This window comes from Thermoanaerobaculia bacterium, from assembly GCA_018057705.1.
In the GTDB taxonomy this organism is placed as follows: domain Bacteria; phylum Acidobacteriota; class Thermoanaerobaculia; order Multivoradales; family JAGPDF01; genus JAGPDF01.
In genome coordinates this window covers 59,086-76,514 of sequence record JAGPDF010000018.1, presented here as the reverse complement: position 1 = coordinate 76,514, position 17,429 = coordinate 59,086, and the positions used below count along the sequence as shown (strand labels likewise).

Below are 17,429 nucleotides of genomic sequence, written 5' to 3'. Positions count from 1 at the left end.
TACTTCTTCTCGCCCTTCACCCACTGATCCAGCCAGTCGAGCACGGTGTCGTGCCAGAGGATCGAGTTGTGGGGCTTCAAGACCCAGTGGTTCTCGTCCGGGAAATAGAGCAGCTTCGAGGGGATGCCCTTGCGCTGCGCGGCGGTGAAGGTCGCGATGCCGCCAGTGTCGACGACGCGGTAGTCGAGCGCGCCGTGCACGACCAGCACCGGCGTCTTCCAGTTCTTCACCAGATCGACCGGGTTGTGCTTGGCGTAGCCGGCCGGGTTCTCCCACGGCGTGCCGCCGTGCTCCCACTCGGGGAACCAGAGCTCCTCGGTGGCGTAGTAGGCGAAGCGCTCGTCGAGGTTGCCGTCGTGCGAGACCAGAGCCTTGAAGCGGTCCGGCCAGGCGCCGGCGATCCAGTTCACCATGTAGCCGCCGTAGGAGGCGCCGAGGGCGCCGACGCGCTCACCGTCCATCCACGGATAGGCCGCGAGGGCCGCGTCGAGCCCCTTCTTCAGGTCCTCGAGCGGTTTGCCGCCCCAGTCGCCGCGAATGGCGTCGGTGAACGCCTGGCCGTAGCCGGTGGAACCGTGGAAGTCGACCATCACCGCCGCATACCCGCGCGCCGCGTAGGTCTGCGGATTCCAGCGGTAATGGAAGTCGTTGCCGAACGAGCCCTGCGGCCCGCCATGGATGAGGAAGGCGACCGGGTACTTCTTCGCCGGATCGAAATCGACCGGCTTCACGATGTAGGCGAAAACCATGTCGCCGCCGGCGCCGCGAAAGCTCATCTGCTCGGGCTCGCCGAGCTTCACCGCCGCGACGCGCTCGTCGTTGATCTTCGTGATTCGCTTCTCGTTGCTGCCGTCGGCGTTCGCCGTCCAGAGCTCGGCCGGCGACTTCAGGTGGTTCTTGCTGTAGACCAGCCGGCCGCCGGCGGCGAGGCCGATCGAGCCGTTGGTGCCGGCGCCGATGATCGATCGCGGAGCACCGGTGGCTGCATCGATGGCGAAGATCGCCTTCTGGCCGACATCCTGTGCCGCGACGTAGATCGTCTTGCCGTCGGCCGACCAGGTGATCTCCTCCGGCGAGCGGTCCCATCCCTGGGTCAGCACGCGATCGGCGCCGTCCATTCCGTCGCGCACCACCAACACGAAGCGGTCGGCCTCGAAGCCGGGCCGCGCCATCTTCATGTAGACGAGCTGCTTGCCATCCGGCGAGAAGACCGGCTGCGTGTCCCAGGCCGGGTTGGTGGTGAGCTTCCGCGGCGCAGCCTTGCCGTCGATCGGCGAGAAGAAGAGATCGAAGTTCGTCGACCAGGCCTCCTCGCGGCCGACGTTCCGGGCCGAGTAGACGATCCCCTTGCCATCGGGGGTGAAGGTGTACTCCTCCGACCCGCCGAACGGCTTCGAGGGCGCATCGGCGTCGAAGCCGGGCATCAGGTCGACCGCGGTCGTCGCCATGGCCGGCCCAGAAGAAGGCAAGACGAACAGGTGGTTGCGCCGCCCATCGGCCCAGGTGTCCCAGTGGCGGATGAACAGGCTGTCGTAGATCTTGCCCGACGCCTTGCGGGCATCGTTCTCGTCGAGCCGCTTCTTGGTGCAATCCAGATCGGCGCCGCAGGCCGGAAAGACCTCGAGACTGAAGCCGAGGTGACTGCCGTCGGGCGAGAGCTCGAGGTTCGAGACGTCCACCGGCAGGTCGGTCACCTGTACGGCCTCGCCGCCGTCGAAGGCGAGCTTGAAGACCTGGGACGAGCCGGAGCGGGTCGAAAGGAAGTAGATCGCGCGTCCGTCCGACGCCCAGCGGCCATTGAAATCGCCCGCCTTGTGGGTGGTGATCTGGCGCAGCCCGCTGCCGTCGGCGCCGACCAGCCAGAGGTCGTTGCGGCCGGCGTTGGCGTCGAGGTCGGTGGTGCGCAGGGTGAAGAGCACCTGCGTGCCGTCGGGCGAGACCTGCGGATCGGAGATCCGCTGCATCGCCAGCAGATCGTGCACCGTGAACGGATGCGGCTCGGCCGCCGCCGCAGCCGCGGAAGCGGCCACCGGCAGCGCTGCCGCGATCACAAAAGCGAAAAGACCGGTAAAGGAAAAAAGGACTTGTCTCAGGCGCTCGGGTCTCATGGGAAGGTCTCCAGATCGGGCTCAGCCTCAAGCAGGGGATCGAAAGCGGGCAGGCCGTGCCGCCCGCCCTGCGATCGTACCGCAGGCGCCGCCCAGGCATCATCTGCAGGTAGCGCTCCGAGGCGCGCTGGCGCCACGAGCCCGCTTCCGCGACAGCGCGACCACCCCCTTTACCTGCATCTTCTCGCGCACCGCCTGCAGCGGACTTCCGGTCCTCGCCACGGGCGAACCGCACCCACCCCCTTTGCCAGCAGCCTTTCGCGCCGCGGCCATCAGGCCCGCCCGTCGGAGTCATCTCGAAACAGGTATTTCCTTTCCTGCTGCTCGATAGAATGAGCCCCCATGGCCCACGACACAGCTGCCGCGAGCGGCCGGAACCCGGCCCTCACTCCCCGCCCGACGACGATCGTCGAAGCGCCGCGCCTCGCGGCTCGGCTCGGGGTCGACCTCTTCCTCGCCGTCGAGACGTTCCAGCAGACCGGCAGCTTCAAGTTCCGCGCCGCGGCCAACGTCGCGGCGAATGTCCCGAACGAGACCCTCATCGCCGCCTCCTCGGGCAACTTCGGCCAGGCCCTGGCGCGCGCCGCCCAGCTCGCGGGCAAGCGGGCGATCATCGTCATGCCGGCGGCCTCGGCGAAGGTGAAGGTCGAGGCGGTGCGTCAGTTCGGTGGCGAGGTCGTCTTCGTCGACACCCGGCACGAGACCCGGGCGGCCAAGGTCGCCGAAGTCTTCGCCCAACATCCCGACGCCTATCTCGGGAGCGCTTACGACGATCCCCTCGTGATCGGCGGCAATGCTTCGCTCGCCCACGAGCTCGCCGCGGTCGCGCGCGCCGGCCGCCCGTTCGACGCCGTGATCGTGCCGCTCGGCGGCGGCGGTCTGACGGCGGGGATGGTGCAGGGGTTGCGCGAGGCCGGCTACGAGGCCGCCGTCTGGGGCGCCGAGCCGCTGCTCGCCAACGACGGCGCCCAGTCGCTGCGCGCCGGCCGCATCGTGCGCTACGAGATCGAAGGCTCGACGATCGCCGACGGCGCGCGCACCCTGGCGCTCGGGGCGCACAACTGGGCGATCCTCCAGAACGGTCTCACCGGAATCGTCGAAGTGGACGAGGGCGAGATCCGCGAGGGCGTGCGGCTGCTCTCGGCGCTCGCCAACGTCAAGTCCGAACCGACCGGCGCGCTCTCGACCGGCGCCGTCCTCACCGCCCCCGGGCGCTTCCGCGGCCAGCGCGTCTGCTGCGTGGTCTCGGGCGGCAACGTCGACCCGCAGGTCTATCTCGACATTCTCTCCGGAGCGCCTTCGTGACCCCAGCGACGCCGGCCGCCAGGAGAAGCCCTTTCCGTCCTTCCCTGAGCTGGCTGCTCGCCTTCGTTCCGGCCGTGCTGGCGCTCGAATTCACTCATTCGAGATCGCACGTCGCGATCTTCATCTGCTCGTGCCTCGCGATCCTGCCGCTCGCCGGCTGGCTGGGCAAGGCGACCGAGCACCTGGCCGAGCGCACGAGCGAGGGAGTCGGAGGCCTCCTGAACGCCACCTTCGGCAATGCCGCCGAGCTGATCATCGCGCTGGTGGCTCTCAAGGAGGGCTACTACGGCATCGTCAAGGCATCGCTCACCGGCTCGATCCTCGGCAATCTCCTGCTCGTTCTGGGAGCCTCCTGCCTCGCCGGCGGACTCAAGCACAAGGATCTCAAGTTCAATGCCGCCGGCGCGCGCATGATGTCGACGATGCTCACGCTCGCGGCGATCGCGCTCGTCATGCCGGCCTCGTTTCATTACCTGGTGCATCCGATGGTCAGCGTCGAGCGCAACCTCTCGCTCGAGATCGCCATTGTCCTGATCGTCTGCTACGGCCTCTCTCTGCTCTTCTCGCTGCACACCCACAAGCAGCTCTTCATCGGCACCGCGGCCGAGGCGGCCGAGGTCGAAGGCAACGGGCATGTCAAGTGGTCGCTCGCCAAGTCGATCGGCGTGCTCAGCGGGGCGACCGCGATGATCGCCTGGATCTCGGAGATCATGGTCGGCTCGATCGCCGAGGCGGCGCACTCGTTCGGCATGACCAGCGTCTTCGTCGGCGTCATCGTGGTGGCGATCATCGGCAACGCCGCCGAGCACTCGACGGCGATTCTGGTGGCGCGCAAGAACCGGATGGACCTGGCCCTCGGCATCGCCATCGGCTCGAGCATCCAGATCGCGCTCTTTGTCGCCCCTGTCCTGGTCTTCGCCAGCTACTGGCTCGGACCGGCGCCGATGGACCTCGTCTTCACGCCGGCGGAGGTCATCGCCATCGTGGTCGCCGTCGCCATCACCAGCCAGATCGCGAGCGACGGCGAGAGCCACTGGCTCGAAGGGGTGCAGCTCCTCGCCGTCTATCTCATTCTGGCGCTGATCTTCTTCTCACTGCCGGAGGTCCTGGACTCCACCGGCGCCCTGCCGGCGCCGACGCCACAGTAGCCGCAGGTCGCGCAGCTCAGCGCCAGTGGCCGCGCGCCGGCGGCACCGGATAGAGGAAATGCCGCGCCGGGCCGGGTAGCTGCTCCGCTTCCGGCGGCAGCAGCACCTTCACCAGGACGAGTCCGGCGAGAAAACCGCCGACGTGCGCCCACCAGGCGATCCCGCCGGCCTCCCCCGCGGCCTGCCCGAAGGCCTGAATGCCGCTTCCGAGCTGCAGCAGAAACCAGATCCCGAGATAGGCCATGGCAGGAATGTGGACGAAGAGCGGATAGAAGACGATCGGGATCAGGGTGAGGATCCGGGCGTGCGGGTAGAGCAGCAGATACGCCCCCAGCACGCCGGCGATCGCCCCGGACGCTCCGATCGTCGGCACCGTCGAGGCCGGATCCGTCCCCCACTGCACGACGCCAGCGGCGACTCCGCTGGCGAGATAGAAGACGGCGAACCGCACCCGCCCCAGCCGGTCTTCGACGTTGTCGCCGAAGATCCACAGCGTCCACATGTTGAAGGCCAGGTGCAGGAAGCCGCCGTGGAGAAAGGTGCTCGAGAGGAATGAGAACCAGCCCGGACTGGCGTAGCCGACGTCCGCCGCCCAGGCCGGGTCGCTGAGCCGCGCCGGGACGACGCCGAAGAGATAGAAGAGGGTCCTGAGGCCGTCCTCCGCCAGGGTCAATTGATAGAGAAAGACCGCGACGTTGGCTGCAATCAGACCCAGCGTGACGATCGGAAGTCGGCGGCTGGGGATGCCATCTCGGAGGGGAAACATGGGAATGGGCCGCGCGCGAAGATAGCATCCGCGAGATGGAAACTCTGACCCTCGCGCGCAGCCGCTGGTTCATTCTCGCCGCCGCAGCCCTCTTCTCCACCGGCGGTGCGGCGATCAAGGGCACGGCGCTCACCGCCTTCCAGGTCGCCGGCTTCCGCTCGGCCGTGGCGGCACTGGCGCTCTGGCTCCTGCTGCCGGCGGCCCGCAAGGGCTTCGGTTGGGATCTCCTGCCGGCGGCTTTCGCCTATGCCGGCACTCTCGTCTGTTTCGTCCTCGCGACCAAGCTCACGACCTCGGCCGCGGCGATCTTCCTGCAGTCGACCGCTCCGATCTGGATCCTCCTGCTCGCGCCGATGCTGCTCAAGGAGAAGATCCGGCGCGCCGATCTGCCGGCGGTCGGGCTGGCGGCGGTCGGGCTCGCGCTGGTCTTTCTCGGCTCCCGCGACCCGGTGGCGACGGCGCCGCGTCCGGAGCTCGGCAATCTCCTCGCGCTCGCGTCGGGGCTGTTCTACGCGCTGCTGATGATCACGATGCGCCGGCTGTCGCGCGACTCTCCGGCGGGCGACGAACGCTCGCTGCCGGCGACGGTGCTGGGCAACGGGCTCGCCTTCCTCGTCGCCTTGCCTTTCGCCCTGCCGGTCGTGGCGGTCCGGACCGCGGACATCGCATCGATCCTCTATCTCGGCGTGGTCCAGATCGGCCTCGCCTACTGGCTCTTCTCCAAAGGGCTGAAGCGCCTGCCGGCGCTCGAAGTCTCGCTGCTGGTCCTGCTCGAGCCGGTGCTCAATCCGCTGTGGACCTGGCTCACCGCCGGCGAGCGACCCAGCGCGCTGGCCTCGGCCGGCGGCGCGATCATGATCGTCGCGCTGGCCGCCCAGGTGCTGCTGCAGCGCGGCGAGCGGCCGGCAGCGCAGGCGTCGCCGCCGATCCCCGACTAGCCCGAACTTCTCACAGGGAGATCGAGCCCTTGCGGAACTCGGATCGCGCCAGCCGGGCGTTGAGCAGCACGGGATGGCCGGCCCGGGCCCAGACCCGCGCCTGAGCGAAAGCCGGGACGATCTCGTCGGGATGGTCGATCGAGAGCCCCTTGCCGCCGAGCGCCTCCGCCGCGAAGTGGTAGTCGGTCGAGGCCAGGACGGTTCCGACGTCGTCGCCCAGCACGGCGATCTGATCGCGCGCGATCTGTGCCCACGAGGCGTCGTTGCCGACCAGCGCGATCACCGGCACGCCATGGCGGACGAAGGTGTCGAACTCCATCAGGCTGTAGGCGACCGAGCCGTCGCCGTAGAGGATCCAGACCTCCGATTCGGGCCGCGCGACCTTGGCGCCGAGCGCGAAGCCGCCGCCGACGCCGAGCGTGCCGAAGACGCCCGGATCGAGCCAGCCGAAGGGCGAGCGCGCCCGCACGATGTACGACGCCGTACCGACGAAGTCGCCGCCGTCGGCGACCAGCACGGCATCGTCGTCGAGAAACTCGTCGAGCCCGCGCAAGAGGTGCAGCGGGTTGAGGCCGGTGACGCCGCTCTCGGCCGGGGCCGGCTCGACCGCGGCCTGGGCGGCGATCTCCTGCTCGCGCTCCGCGTCGCGGACCGCCAACTGCTCGCCCCATTCCCGCCAGCGCGCATGCAGGCCGGCACCGACCTCCGCCAGCTCGGCGAGAAATAGCGCCGGATCGGCCTCGGCGCCGATCTGCGGCCGGCGGTTCTTCTCGAGATCGTCGGCGCTACGATTGGCGGCGATCAGCGTCGCCTTGCGGCCGACGTGGCGGCCGTAGTCGAGCCGGAAGTCGGACGGCACGCCAGCCAGAACGACGCAGTCGGCCTCGCGCAGCGCCTCGCGGCGTTTGTGCCGCTTCAGCAGCGGATGCGCGGCACCCAGGAGCCCGCGGGCCATGCCGGACAGATAGACCGGCAGACCGAGCTGCTCGATCGCCCGCTGGAGCTCGGCTGCGGAGAGCGCGTGCAGCATGGCCTGCGAACCGACGAGGAGGAGCGGCCGGTCGGCGCGCGCCAGGGCCCGGGCGGCGCGGCGCACCCCCCCTGCGCGCGGCGCCGGAGGCGCCGGCAGCGGCGCGGGTTCGCAGCGCTCCTCGGCCCGGTCGAAGCAGCGGTCGAGGTGACGGGAGAGGTACCAGCGCTCCAGGCGCTTGCCGAAGGCGGGCTTGCGCTCACCCGGCTGCGGCGGTTTCGGAAGCACGCCGTACCACTCGCGCGCCGTCGCCTCCGGATACAGGAGATCCACCGGACACTCGAGGAAGACCGGGCCCGGGACGCCCTCGCGCGCCGCGGCAAAGGCCGTCTCGAGGAGCGGCGCGAGCTCCCGGACCCGGCGCGCGCTCCCCTGCCACTTGACGTGCGGCGCCATGAGCGCCTGCTGGTCGATGTCCTGCAGCGAGCCGCGCCCCTTGAGCACGGTGGCAGTCGCGCCCCCCAGAATGACCACCGGCGACTGCGCCATCTGGGCGTTCTTGACCGCCGTGATGGTGTTGGTGAGGCCCGGTCCGGCGGTGACCGCGGCGACGCCCGGCACGCCGGTGAGGCGGGCGGTCGCGTCGGCGGCGAAGACCGCGTCGACCTCGTGACGCGTGTCGACCACCCGGATCCCGAGCGCCTTGGCGCCCACCAGGATCGGCGAAATGTGGCCCCCGCAGAGCGTGAAGAGCGTCTTCACCCCCTGCCTCTGCAGTACCTCCGCGATGCGATCTCCGCCATGGCTCATGGCTTCGAAGACTCGCACAGCCCCCCGCCCACGGCAACCCGCGCGCGTCCGCGCGCAACTCCCGTTGCGCCGGCGAACGAACTCTCCTCTGGCGCCTCCGGAGCGGGAGCGCAGACCCGGGGCGCCCTTGGCGCGTGTCCGCGAAAAGAAAAGGACCGGTAAAGGAACGTGCAGATGGAGCCCACGCCGCGAGCTCGCTGCGTCTGTCCCGGCCGCGGCGCGGGAGCAAGAGCCGAACCAACCGGCCGCTTCGAAATGCGGAGCCGACTGCTAGACTCGCAGGCGCTTCGGACACCACTCCTTTACTGGAGCTTTTCTCCTTTACTGGAGCTTTCGTCTCTTACTGGGGTCTCTGACTCTTACTGAAGATTGTCTCTTTGCTGAGGCTTTTCCCTTTTCTGAAGCCTTTCTTTTTCCTGGAGCCTGTCTTGAGCGAACCCGCAGCCGCGCCTGGCGGTGCCGCGAAGCTGATGTCGATGGCAGACGCCGTGCGGCGCTTCGTCGCCGACGGCGAGGTGGTCGTCATCGAGGGCTTCACGCACCTGATCTCGTTCGCCGCGGCGCACGAGATCATCCGCCAGCGCCGGCGCGACCTGACGCTCTGCCGCCTGACTCCCGACCTGGTCTACGAGCAGATGATCGCCGCCGGCTGCGCGAAGAAGCTCGTCTTCTCGTGGGCCGGCAACCCCGGCGCCGGTCCCCTCTACGCCCTGCGCCGGGCGGTCGAGCAGGGGCTGCCACAGCCGCTCGAGCTCGAGGAGTATTCGCACTTCGGCATGGTGGCCCGTTTCCAGGCGGGCGCCGCCCGACTCCCGTTCCTGCCGCTCCGCACCTTCACCGGCAGCGACCTGCCGCGGGTGAACGAGCGCATCCGCGAGGTCGAATGCCCCTACACCGGTGAGCGGCTCGCGACAGTTCCGGCACTCAATCCGGATGTCGCGATCATCCACGTCCAGCGCGCCGATTGCACCGGCAACTGCCAGGTCTGGGGCCTCCTCGGAGTGCAGAAGGAGGCCGCCTTCGCGGCCTCGAAGGTGATCGTCGTCGCCGAGGAGATCGTCGACGAGGCGGTCGTCCGCGCCGATCCCAACCGGACGCTCCTGCCCGGCTTCATCGTCTCGGCCGTCGTCCACGAGCCGTGGGGATGCCACCCGTCCTTCGCGCAGGGGTACTACGACCGCGACAACGACTTCTACGTCGCCTGGCGGGAGATCTCGCAGGACGCCGCGAAGCTCGATGCCTGGCTCGACGAATGGGTCTTTGGGGTCGCCGATCGCGCGGAGTACGTAAGGCGGATGGGCGAACGGCTCACTCGCCTCACGGCCCGTGAGCAGTTCTCGGCTCCGGTGAACTATGGCTACTGAGGCCGCGGCCCTGAGCGATTTCACACCCAGCGAGCTCATGGTCTCCGCGGCGGCGCGCGAGCTCCGCGACGGCGAGGTGGTCTTCGTCGGCATCGGCCTGCCCAACCTCGCCTGCAATCTCGCCCGCCGGCTGCACGCGCCGAATCTGGTGCTGATCTACGAGTCAGGCGCGGTGGGCGCCGTCCCCGAGCGCATCCCGGTGTCGATCGGCGACCCGGCGCTGGTCACCAACTCGATCGCGGTCGCCTCGATGTCGGAGATCTTCTACAACTACCTGCAGGGCGGCAAGATCGATGTCGGCTTCCTGCAGGGCGCGCAGATCGACCGCTGGGGAAATCTCAACACCACGGTGATCGGCGACTACGAGCATCCGAAGGTGCGACTGCCCGGCAGCGGCGGCGCCTGCGAGATCGCCATCAACGCCCGACGGGTGCTCTGTATCGCCGCGCAGTCGAAGAAGAGCTTCCCGGCGAAGATCGACTTCGTCACCAGCCCCGGACACCTCACCGGCGGCGACGCCCGGGCGCAGCTCGGCATGCGCGGCGCCGGCCCCCAGCGCGTCATCACCGACCTCGCGCTCTACGACTTCGACGCCGGCGAGATGCGCGTCACGAGCCTCCACCCCGGCGTCACCCTCGACCACGTCCGCGAAAACCTCGGCTGGGATCCCAAAGTCGCCCCCGACCTCGCCACCACCCCCCCGCCCACCCCCGAAGAGCTCCACCTCCTCCGCCACGACCTCGACCCCAAGCGGCTGTATCTGTAAACGCAGCGGGGTCCCATCTCGTAGGAACTTCCTGAGACAGAGGCCTGGGGCGACGAGATGAAAGAAGCTCGGCAAAGGAAATACTCCGCGACACCGTTGCGTCCCTTGTTGGTCCTGGTGGGCGGAATGGGACTGGCAATCGCAGGTTGCGCTTCGAGTCCGCCGAGCGTCAGCAGGGCATCGAAGGCTGCCGACCATTTCAGCCCCATTCGCAGCATCGATCCGGAGGATACGGATTTCTCCGATCTGGAGAGCCTCGGGAGAGCGCTCGCCGGGGTCGAGGTCGTCCTTCTTGGCGAGGCCAGACACGGATCGGACACGGGCGTGTCCGCTCGCGCCCGTCTGGTCAGGTTCCTGCACGCCAAGATGGGATTCAGCATCCTTGCCTACGAGGCCTCCTTCTACGGCACCGCGCGGGCCTGGGAGGATGCGCAGGTTGCTGCGGATCCGACTGCGGTGCTTGCGAACGGCGTCCACGGCGGGTGGTCGAAGCGGCACGGAGCGCCGCTCTTTCGTTACCTCGCAACGGAGATGAAAGGCGACAAACCCCTGCGTCTCGCCGGAGTCGATCCCGCTTTCATCAACGGCGGCACTCCCGAGAAGACGCTGCGCTTCGTCTCCGAGGCGATGGCCTACCTTGCGGCAAGTGACTGCTCATCGTCCTGGAGTGAGACGACCCGCCTCTCCCTGGTGGAGCTTGCGGATCTCAGAGAAGCGGCGACCGCGCAACAGCGTGCCCAGCTAGCGCCACTTCTGGCTGTGCTCCAAAGCTCCAAGCGCTGTTTGGCGAGCCTCCCGGCCTGGCCCGCGAGCCCGGAGGACGAGTTCTGGCAACAGGTCTTCATCCATGTGGATGCGTTGGCTCGGTACCGATGGGGCAACCCGGACGATCCGGAAATCCCGCTGATCCGCGATCGCGCCATGGCCGACAATGTCTCGTGGCTGCGGGCACACCTTCCCGGGGAGAAGATCATCGTCTGGGCTGCCAACCTGCACAACGCGCGGACGCTCGCCGAGGTCCGTGACGGCGACGAGCTCGCGAACCCGGGCGAACGCCCGATGGGCCAGTACCTTGCCGAGAGCCTGGGCGATCGCCTCTTCTCCCTGATGACGACCTCGGGCGAGTACGTGTGGAAGAGCGGCGAGCGCGAGCACTGCGTGCCGGCCGATCGCCGCGATGTCCTCGAAGCCGAGCTCCAGACTCGAGGGCTTCCGGCCGGGTGGGTGAATCTCCGCGCATGGAGAGCTGCCTTCGGGAAACCGGGCGATTTCGTCACATTGGTCTTCGGCCTGTTGCCTCGGCGGGCTCCCTGGGGAGAGGTCGCCGATGGATTCCTCTACCTGCCGGTACTGGACGCCGCCGCTGCCGCCCCCGCGCCGTAGCCTCCTCTGCAAGGGCGTAGAATGCCGCTATGAAAGTTCTCAGTGCCGAGGTGGTGGATGGGCGGTTGGAGCTGCCGGAAGGCGCCGCGAAGGAAGGGGCCACGTTGATGGTCCTGGTTCCCGACGGTGAGGAGACCGGCTTCCACCTCTCGGCGGAGGAGCAGGCGCGGCTTCGGATCTCCCTGGCTCAGGCGGACCGCGGTGAGCTCTCGGACGGTCTGGAGCTCCTCGACGAGCTCGATCGCTAGGGCGTGGAACGCGGACTACGCGTCACCCCCGAGGCCAAGAAACAGATTCGAGATGCGAATGCCTGGTGGGTTGCGAACCGGTCAGCAGCACCCCACCTGATCCGAACCGAGCTCGAAAGAGCGTTCCTTCTGATCACTTCGCAGCCCAGGGTCGGATCTCCGGCACTGGATCCAGACTTGGACCCTGTCCGGCGCATCCTCTTGTACCGGATCGGGTACCACCTCTACTACCGAATCGCACTGGACAGTACCGTCCATGTCCTTGGCTTGTGGCACACGAGTCGCGGAGTCGCTCCGCCACTGTAGACCCACCCACCCCCTTTCGAGCTCGAGCCTCCCGGGTCGGAAGGCCCTTTCCGCAGGGCCCTCGGTCCGCTATCTTCAGGGAACGACGGGTCCCGGCCCGCAATGATGGCAGCGGCATCCATGGAAAGGCAGTCGAAATGCCCAGGTACCTCCCGACATCAGCGATGCTCGTCCTCCTCGCGCTCGGCACGGCGGCGGCGCCGGCCGGCGCCACCTCGACGCAGCTGAGCGCCGGCATGCCGTTCAGCGACATCAGCTTCACCACGACGCGGCCCCAGTTCAGTCCGAACGGTAGGTTCGCGGTCTACCGGCAGGATGCGGTGACCGATGGCGGCTTCGACCTCTGGAGCGTCCGGGTCGCGGGCGGCGCCGCACCGGTTCGCCTCTCGGACCCGCTGGCCCTTGGGCAGGGGCAGTTCATGACTTTCGCCATCAGCCCCGACAGCTTGCGCGTCGTCTATGCAGTCGACCAGGAGACGCCGGGCAAGACCGAGCTCTACAGCGTTCCGATCGGCGGGGGTGCCGTGACCAAACTGAGTCTCACCCTCGCCGCCGACCGCGACGTCATCGGATTCCGCATCTCCCCGACTGGCGACCGTGTCGTCTACTACGCCGATGCCGACGTATGGACCCAGTACGACCTCTACAGCGTCCCGATCACCGGACCCGGCGGGTCCTCCGTGAAGTTGAACCCGACCCTCTCCTTCGACAGCGACATCGACGGCTTTCAGATCAGCCCGGACGGCGATACCGTCGTTTACCGGTCCGGCCGCAACACGACGAACAGCTGGCAGATCTACAGCGTCCCGATGACCGGCGGCGAAGAGATCCGCCTGAACGGCGGATTCCTTTCGACGGCCGCGGTGCTGGTCTATTTCCAGATCTCTCCCGACAGCAACCGGGCGTTCTTCCTCGCCGACGTCGCGATCGACGAGACCTACGACCTCTTCAGCGCCGCCCTCGACGGCTCCGATCTCGTGAAGGTGAGCACCGGGCTCGCCGCGGGCTACTCCGTCGATCCGAGCTTCCTCGTGAGCGGCGACAGCACGCGCGTCGTCTTCCGCGCCGCGACCACCGCGGCCCAGACCTTCGAGCTCTTCAGCGTCCCGGTGGCCGGCGGCACCGTCGTGCGCCTGAACGGCAGCCTGCACGCCACCGAGGACGTCGAGCCGGCCTTTTCGATCAGCCCCGACGGCAGCCGGGTGATCTATCGCTCCGACGAGGACGTGAACGACGTGATCGACCTCTGGAGCGTGCCGATCGCCGGCGGCACGCCGATCCGGCTCAACGGCACACTGGTCGCCGGAGGAGATGTACTGGACCACCTCGTCACCCCGAACAGCACCCGCGTCGTCTACCTCGCCGACCAGGCCACGGACACCCTGAACGAGCTCTGGAGCGTCCCGATCGGCGGCGGCAGCGGCGTGAAGCTCAACCGCACGCTCGCCTCCGGCGGCGACGTTCAGGCCTTCCGGATCAGCCCGAACAGCGCCTGGGTGGTCTACGGCGCCGACCAGGACGCCGACCTCGTCGACGAGCTGCTGCGCGCCCCGATCGCCGGCGGCGCGGTCGAGAACGTCAGCGGTCCGCTCCCGGTGGGCGGCGACGTCGTGCTGAAGTTCGTGCAGACCCCCGTCTTCGAGATCTCGCCGGAGTCGAGCTACGACGTCCTCTACGCGGCCGACGAAGGGACGAACGACCAGATCGAGCTCTACCTTTCGGGCGAGCCCTACATCGACACGCCCGATGCCTGCACTCCCGACGACACGACCCTCTGCCTGCAGAACGACAAGTTCAAGGTCACCGTGACCTGGCGCGACTTCCAGGACCGCTCCGGCTCCGGCAGAGCGACCCAGCTCTCGAACGAATCCGGCGACTTCTGGTTCTTCAACGCCCAGAGCAACGAGCTCATCGCCAAGATCATCGACGGCTGCGCCAGCACCGGCAACTACTGGGTCTTCTGGCGCGCCCTCTCGAACGTCGAGATGGAGCTCGTCATCCGCAACACCGAGACCCTGCAGACCCTGACCTACCGCAACCCGCTGGGCTACAACTCGAACGGCCACCTCGACATCGACACGATCTTCCGCTGCGACGGCTCCGGCCCGGCCGCGGAGACGATCGACACCGCGACCGCCCTCCCCGCGCCGGGAATCCCGGAGCTCATCGAGCGCGTGGATCCCGCCCTCATCTCCCCCTGCGTACCGGACGGAGACCGCGTCATCTGCCTTCGGGGAGGACGCTTCCGAGTGCAGGGGACCTGGAGCGATTTCAGCGGCGGCAGCGGATACGCCCACCTGATCAAGAAGAACGAAGGTTCGGGCTACGCCTGGTTCTTCAACGCCAACAACTACGAGATGCTCTTCAAGCTGGTCGACGCCTGCAGCTTCAACGGCACCACCTGGGTCTCGATCGCCGGCCTCACCAACGTCGCGGCCAGCCTGACGATCACCGACACCTGGACCGGAATCGTCTACAGCCAGCAGAACGACCTGGCCGTGGACTTCCCGACCAACCTCGACATCGATACCAATCTGACCTATTGCGGCCCCTCGCCCTTCTGACCGTCCGATCGCCGTGCGACCTGGAGCACCGGGCATGAGATGGATGACCCGCGGGGACGTCGACGGTTTTTTCGGCCTGGCGATCGACAACCTCGTCCAGTTGTTGGTGATCGACGCCCTCTGCCGGGGCGTGCTCGGATTTCCGGCCGAGCTGGTCTATGGCCGCATCCTGCCCGGCGCGGCGGTCTCGCTGCTGGTGGGCAACCTCTACTATGCCCGGCAGGCCCTCCTCCTGGCGAAGCGCACCGGGCGGACCGACGTCTGCGCGCTCCCCTACGGAATCAACACCGTCTCCCTCTTCGCCTACGTCTTTCTCGTCATGCTGCCGGCGAAGCTCGCTGCCGAGGCCGCCGGCGCGGCCGATCCAGCCACCGTCGCGTGGCAGGCCGGGCTCGTCGCCTGCGTCGGATCGGGGATCCTCGAGCTCGCCGGATCGTTGGTCGCCGAGCGGATCCGAAAGTCGACGCCGCGCGCCGCGCTGCTCTCGACGCTGGCCGGCATCGCCCTCACCTTCATCGCGCTCGGCTTCCTTTTCCGGACCTACGCCCGGCCGATCGTCGGGCTGACCACCCTGGGCGTCGTGATGCTGGTCTACTTCGGCAGGGTTCGGTTCAAGGGCGGCCTGCCCGGAGGCCTCGTCGCCGTCGGGATCGGCACCGCGCTCGCCTGGTTCACCGGCCTCGCGCCGGTCGGCGCGCTGCCGCAGGGCTCGGTCGCCTTCCATCCGCCGATCCCGGTCTTCGCCGAGCTCTTCGCGGCCCTTCAGGGGAACTGGCTGGTCTACCTCTCGGTCGTCCTGCCGATGGGCCTGTTCAACGTCATCGGATCGCTGCAGAACATCGAATCGGCGGAGGCCGCCGGGGACTCCTTCCCGACCCGGCCGGCGCTCGCGGCGAACGGCCTCGGGACGCTCGCCGCGGCGCTCTTCGGTTCGTGTTTTCCGACCACGATCTACATCGGCCACCCGGGATGGAAGGCGATGGGGGCGCGGGCCGGCTATTCGATCCTGAACGCCGGCTTCTTCACCCTGCTCTGCTTCTCCGGCACGCTCGCCTGGGTCGCCTGGGCCGTACCGATCGACGCCGGTATGGCGATCGTCCTCTGGATCGGCATCGTGATCACTGCGCAAGCCTTCCAGGCGACGCCGCGGGCGCACGCGCCGGCGGTCGTCGTGGGCCTCCTGCCCGGCGTCGCCGCCTGGGGGGCGTTGCAGTTGAAGAACGGGTTGCGCGCCGCCGGCGTCGGTATGCCGGGGGGACCGCCCTTCGGCGAACAGCTGATCGCAGCCTTCCTGGGCTCCGACACCTGGGTCCACGGCGCCTTCGCCCTAGACCAGGGGTTCATCCTGACGGCGATGATCCTCTCCGCCGCGACCGTCGCGATCATCGAGCGACGCTTCGCCCTCGCCGCGCTCTGGTGCGCCATCGCCGCGGCGCTCTCTGCCGTGGGCCTGCTGCACTCCTATCGTTTCGTGGCGGGCGACACCGTCGTCTCTCTCACTCCGGCCTGGCCCTGGGCAGGCGGCTATGCGATCATGGCCACCCTCTTCCTTGCGGCGCGCTGGCTCACGGTGGAGGAAGAAGCGCCTCACGCCTGAACAGCAGGCCGAGCCGGGCGCATCCCGATCCGGAGAACGTCGATCTTGAACCGCGCCAGCCACGATCTGCTCGTCGTCGGTGCCGGACCGAGCGGCTGCGTCGTCGCGGAGCGCGCCGCGGAGCTCCTCGGGCTCGAGGTCCTGGTGATCGACCGGCGGCAGCATCTCGCCGGAAACTGCTTCGATCGCCTTCATTCGAGCGGCGTCCTGATCCACGAGTACGGCCCGCACTACTTCCGCACCGGCAGCGCGAGCCTGGTTGCTTACCTCTCGCGCTTCACGGACTGGCTGGCCGCCGACTATCGGGTCGTCTGCGAGTGGCGCGGCGAGCACTATCCCTTTCCGATCAACCTGACGACGCTGGAGAAGTTCTTCGGTCGAGAGCTGACGCCGTCGTCGGCCGCAGCGCTCCTCGAGGCCAAGGCGTTGCCGATCGCAGCGCCCGCCAACTCCGAGGAGTACGTGTTGTCGCGTGTCGGCAGGGAGCTCTACGAGGCGTTCTATCTCGACTACACCATCAAACAGTGGGGGCGGCACCCGCGCGAGCTCGATCCTTCCGTGTGTGGGCGGATTCCCGTGCGCCTCGACCGCGATCACCGCTACAGCGACGCTCCGTTCCAGAGGATGCCGGCGCGAGGCTACACGGAGATGTTCCGCCGGATGCTCGACCACCCGCGCATCCAGGTGAAGCTCGGAACGGACTTCGACGACCTGCGCCGGAGTCTGCCGCCGCCCCGGGCCACGGTCTACTGCGGGCCCCTCGACGAGTATTTCGACCATCGCTTCGGCAGGCTACCGTGGCGTTCGCTCCATTTCGAACATGTCGCCCGCGACGTCGAGCTCAGCCAACCTTGCGTGCAGATCAATTTCCCGGACCGCAGGGCCCATACCCGCACCGTCGAGATCAAACATGTCACCGGCCAGCGGCACCCGGCGACGGTGGTGACCTTCGAGTACCCGCGCGCCGAAGGCGAGCCTTACTATCCGGTCCCGGGCCCCGAGAGCCGGGCGCTCTACGAGCGCTACCGTGAGCTCGCGCAACGCGAGGAGCGCGAGCGCAACGTCTACTTCACTGGCCGCATGGCGACCTATCGCTACATGAACAGCGACGAGGCCATGCTGCTCGCGTTGGAGACCTTCGAACGCCTGCGCAGCG

At 68.2% G+C, this 17,429-nt stretch carries 14 protein-coding genes; 11 read left to right on the top strand and 3 right to left on the bottom strand.

The annotated features are described in order from the left end of the window. The coding region (locus tag KBI44_08335; protein MBP9144476.1) for a S9 family peptidase at window positions 1-2,108 on the bottom strand (2,108 nt) is incomplete at its 3' end. Between the two features lie 342 nt (window positions 2,109-2,450). On the opposite strand from KBI44_08335, the gene KBI44_08330 reads away from it, so the two are divergent. Continuing rightward, complete coding sequence (locus KBI44_08330; GenBank protein MBP9144475.1) at window positions 2,451-3,413, top strand: pyridoxal-phosphate dependent enzyme; 963 nt, start codon at window positions 2,451-2,453, stop codon at window positions 3,411-3,413. Between the two features lie 44 nt (window positions 3,414-3,457). Beyond that, entirely contained in the window at window positions 3,458-4,561 is a 1,104-nt protein-coding gene (cax, locus tag KBI44_08325) for a calcium/proton exchanger (protein MBP9144474.1), read from the top strand. Window positions 4,562-4,577: 16 nt separating this feature from the next. On the opposite strand, the gene KBI44_08320 is transcribed toward cax, so the two are convergent. Further along, window positions 4,578-5,327 (bottom strand): rhomboid family intramembrane serine protease, encoded by a 750-nt coding sequence (locus KBI44_08320; GenBank protein ID MBP9144473.1) that lies wholly within the window; start codon window positions 5,325-5,327, stop codon window positions 4,578-4,580. Window positions 5,328-5,362: 35 nt separating this feature from the next. On the opposite strand from KBI44_08320, the gene KBI44_08315 reads away from it, so the two are divergent. Next, window positions 5,363-6,265, top strand: coding sequence for a DMT family transporter (locus tag KBI44_08315; protein MBP9144472.1), 903 nt, complete (start codon window positions 5,363-5,365; stop codon window positions 6,263-6,265). 10 nt (window positions 6,266-6,275) lie between these two features. Here the strand turns inward: KBI44_08315 and KBI44_08310 are convergent, their stop codons facing one another. Then, window positions 6,276-8,045: a thiamine pyrophosphate-binding protein gene (locus KBI44_08310; GenBank protein MBP9144471.1), complete on the bottom strand. Its 1,770-nt coding sequence runs from the start codon at window positions 8,043-8,045 to the stop codon at window positions 6,276-6,278. 470 nt (window positions 8,046-8,515) lie between these two features. Between KBI44_08310 and KBI44_08305 the strand changes: the two genes are divergently transcribed. The 8 genes from KBI44_08305 to KBI44_08270 all read left to right on the top strand — a co-directional run. Then, entirely contained in the window at window positions 8,516-9,409 is an 894-nt protein-coding gene (locus tag KBI44_08305; GenBank protein MBP9144470.1) for a CoA transferase subunit A, read from the top strand. Window positions 9,410-9,446: 37 nt separating this feature from the next. Next, entirely contained in the window at window positions 9,447-10,175 is a 729-nt protein-coding gene (locus KBI44_08300) for a CoA-transferase subunit beta (GenBank protein ID MBP9144469.1), read from the top strand. Between the two features lie 324 nt (window positions 10,176-10,499). Continuing rightward, window positions 10,500-11,558, top strand: coding sequence for an erythromycin esterase family protein (locus KBI44_08295; protein MBP9144468.1), 1,059 nt, complete (start codon window positions 10,500-10,502; stop codon window positions 11,556-11,558). A gap of 29 nt (window positions 11,559-11,587) precedes the next feature. Then, a complete protein-coding gene (locus tag KBI44_08290; GenBank protein ID MBP9144467.1) occupies window positions 11,588-11,806 on the top strand; it encodes a hypothetical protein in 219 nt (72 codons plus the stop codon). Between the two features lie 3 nt (window positions 11,807-11,809). Next, window positions 11,810-12,112, top strand: a complete 303-nt coding sequence (locus KBI44_08285) for a type II toxin-antitoxin system RelE/ParE family toxin (protein MBP9144466.1) — start codon at window positions 11,810-11,812, stop codon at window positions 12,110-12,112. Between the two features lie 137 nt (window positions 12,113-12,249). After that, window positions 12,250-14,676 (top strand): PD40 domain-containing protein, encoded by a 2,427-nt coding sequence (locus KBI44_08280; protein ID MBP9144465.1) that lies wholly within the window; start codon window positions 12,250-12,252, stop codon window positions 14,674-14,676. Between the two features lie 34 nt (window positions 14,677-14,710). Further along, window positions 14,711-16,273, top strand: a complete 1,563-nt coding sequence (locus KBI44_08275; protein MBP9144464.1) for an NCS2 family permease — start codon at window positions 14,711-14,713, stop codon at window positions 16,271-16,273. 45 nt (window positions 16,274-16,318) lie between these two features. After that, on the top strand, window positions 16,319-17,429 hold a 1,111-nt coding region (locus KBI44_08270; GenBank protein ID MBP9144463.1), incomplete at its 3' end, for an NAD(P)-binding protein.

What these genes read in the sequence shown, in the direction of transcription:
- KBI44_08330 (MBP9144475.1), top strand. Translation starts at nt 2,451, where the DNA reads ATGGCCCACGACACAGCTGCCGCGAGCGGCCGGAACCCGGCCCTCACT.
- KBI44_08305 (MBP9144470.1), top strand. Translation starts at nt 8,516, where the DNA reads ATGTCGATGGCAGACGCCGTGCGGCGCTTCGTCGCCGACGGCGAGGTG.
- KBI44_08280 (MBP9144465.1), top strand. Translation starts at nt 12,250, where the DNA reads ATGCCCAGGTACCTCCCGACATCAGCGATGCTCGTCCTCCTCGCGCTC.
- KBI44_08315 (MBP9144472.1), top strand. Translation starts at nt 5,363, where the DNA reads ATGGAAACTCTGACCCTCGCGCGCAGCCGCTGGTTCATTCTCGCCGCC.
- KBI44_08275 (MBP9144464.1), top strand. Translation starts at nt 14,711, where the DNA reads ATGAGATGGATGACCCGCGGGGACGTCGACGGTTTTTTCGGCCTGGCG.
- KBI44_08300 (MBP9144469.1), top strand. Translation starts at nt 9,447, where the DNA reads ATGGTCTCCGCGGCGGCGCGCGAGCTCCGCGACGGCGAGGTGGTCTTC.
- KBI44_08290 (MBP9144467.1), top strand. Translation starts at nt 11,588, where the DNA reads ATGAAAGTTCTCAGTGCCGAGGTGGTGGATGGGCGGTTGGAGCTGCCG.
- KBI44_08320 (MBP9144473.1), bottom strand. Translation starts at nt 5,327, where the DNA reads ATGTTTCCCCTCCGAGATGGCATCCCCAGCCGCCGACTTCCGATCGTC.
- KBI44_08310 (MBP9144471.1), bottom strand. Translation starts at nt 8,045, where the DNA reads ATGAGCCATGGCGGAGATCGCATCGCGGAGGTACTGCAGAGGCAGGGG.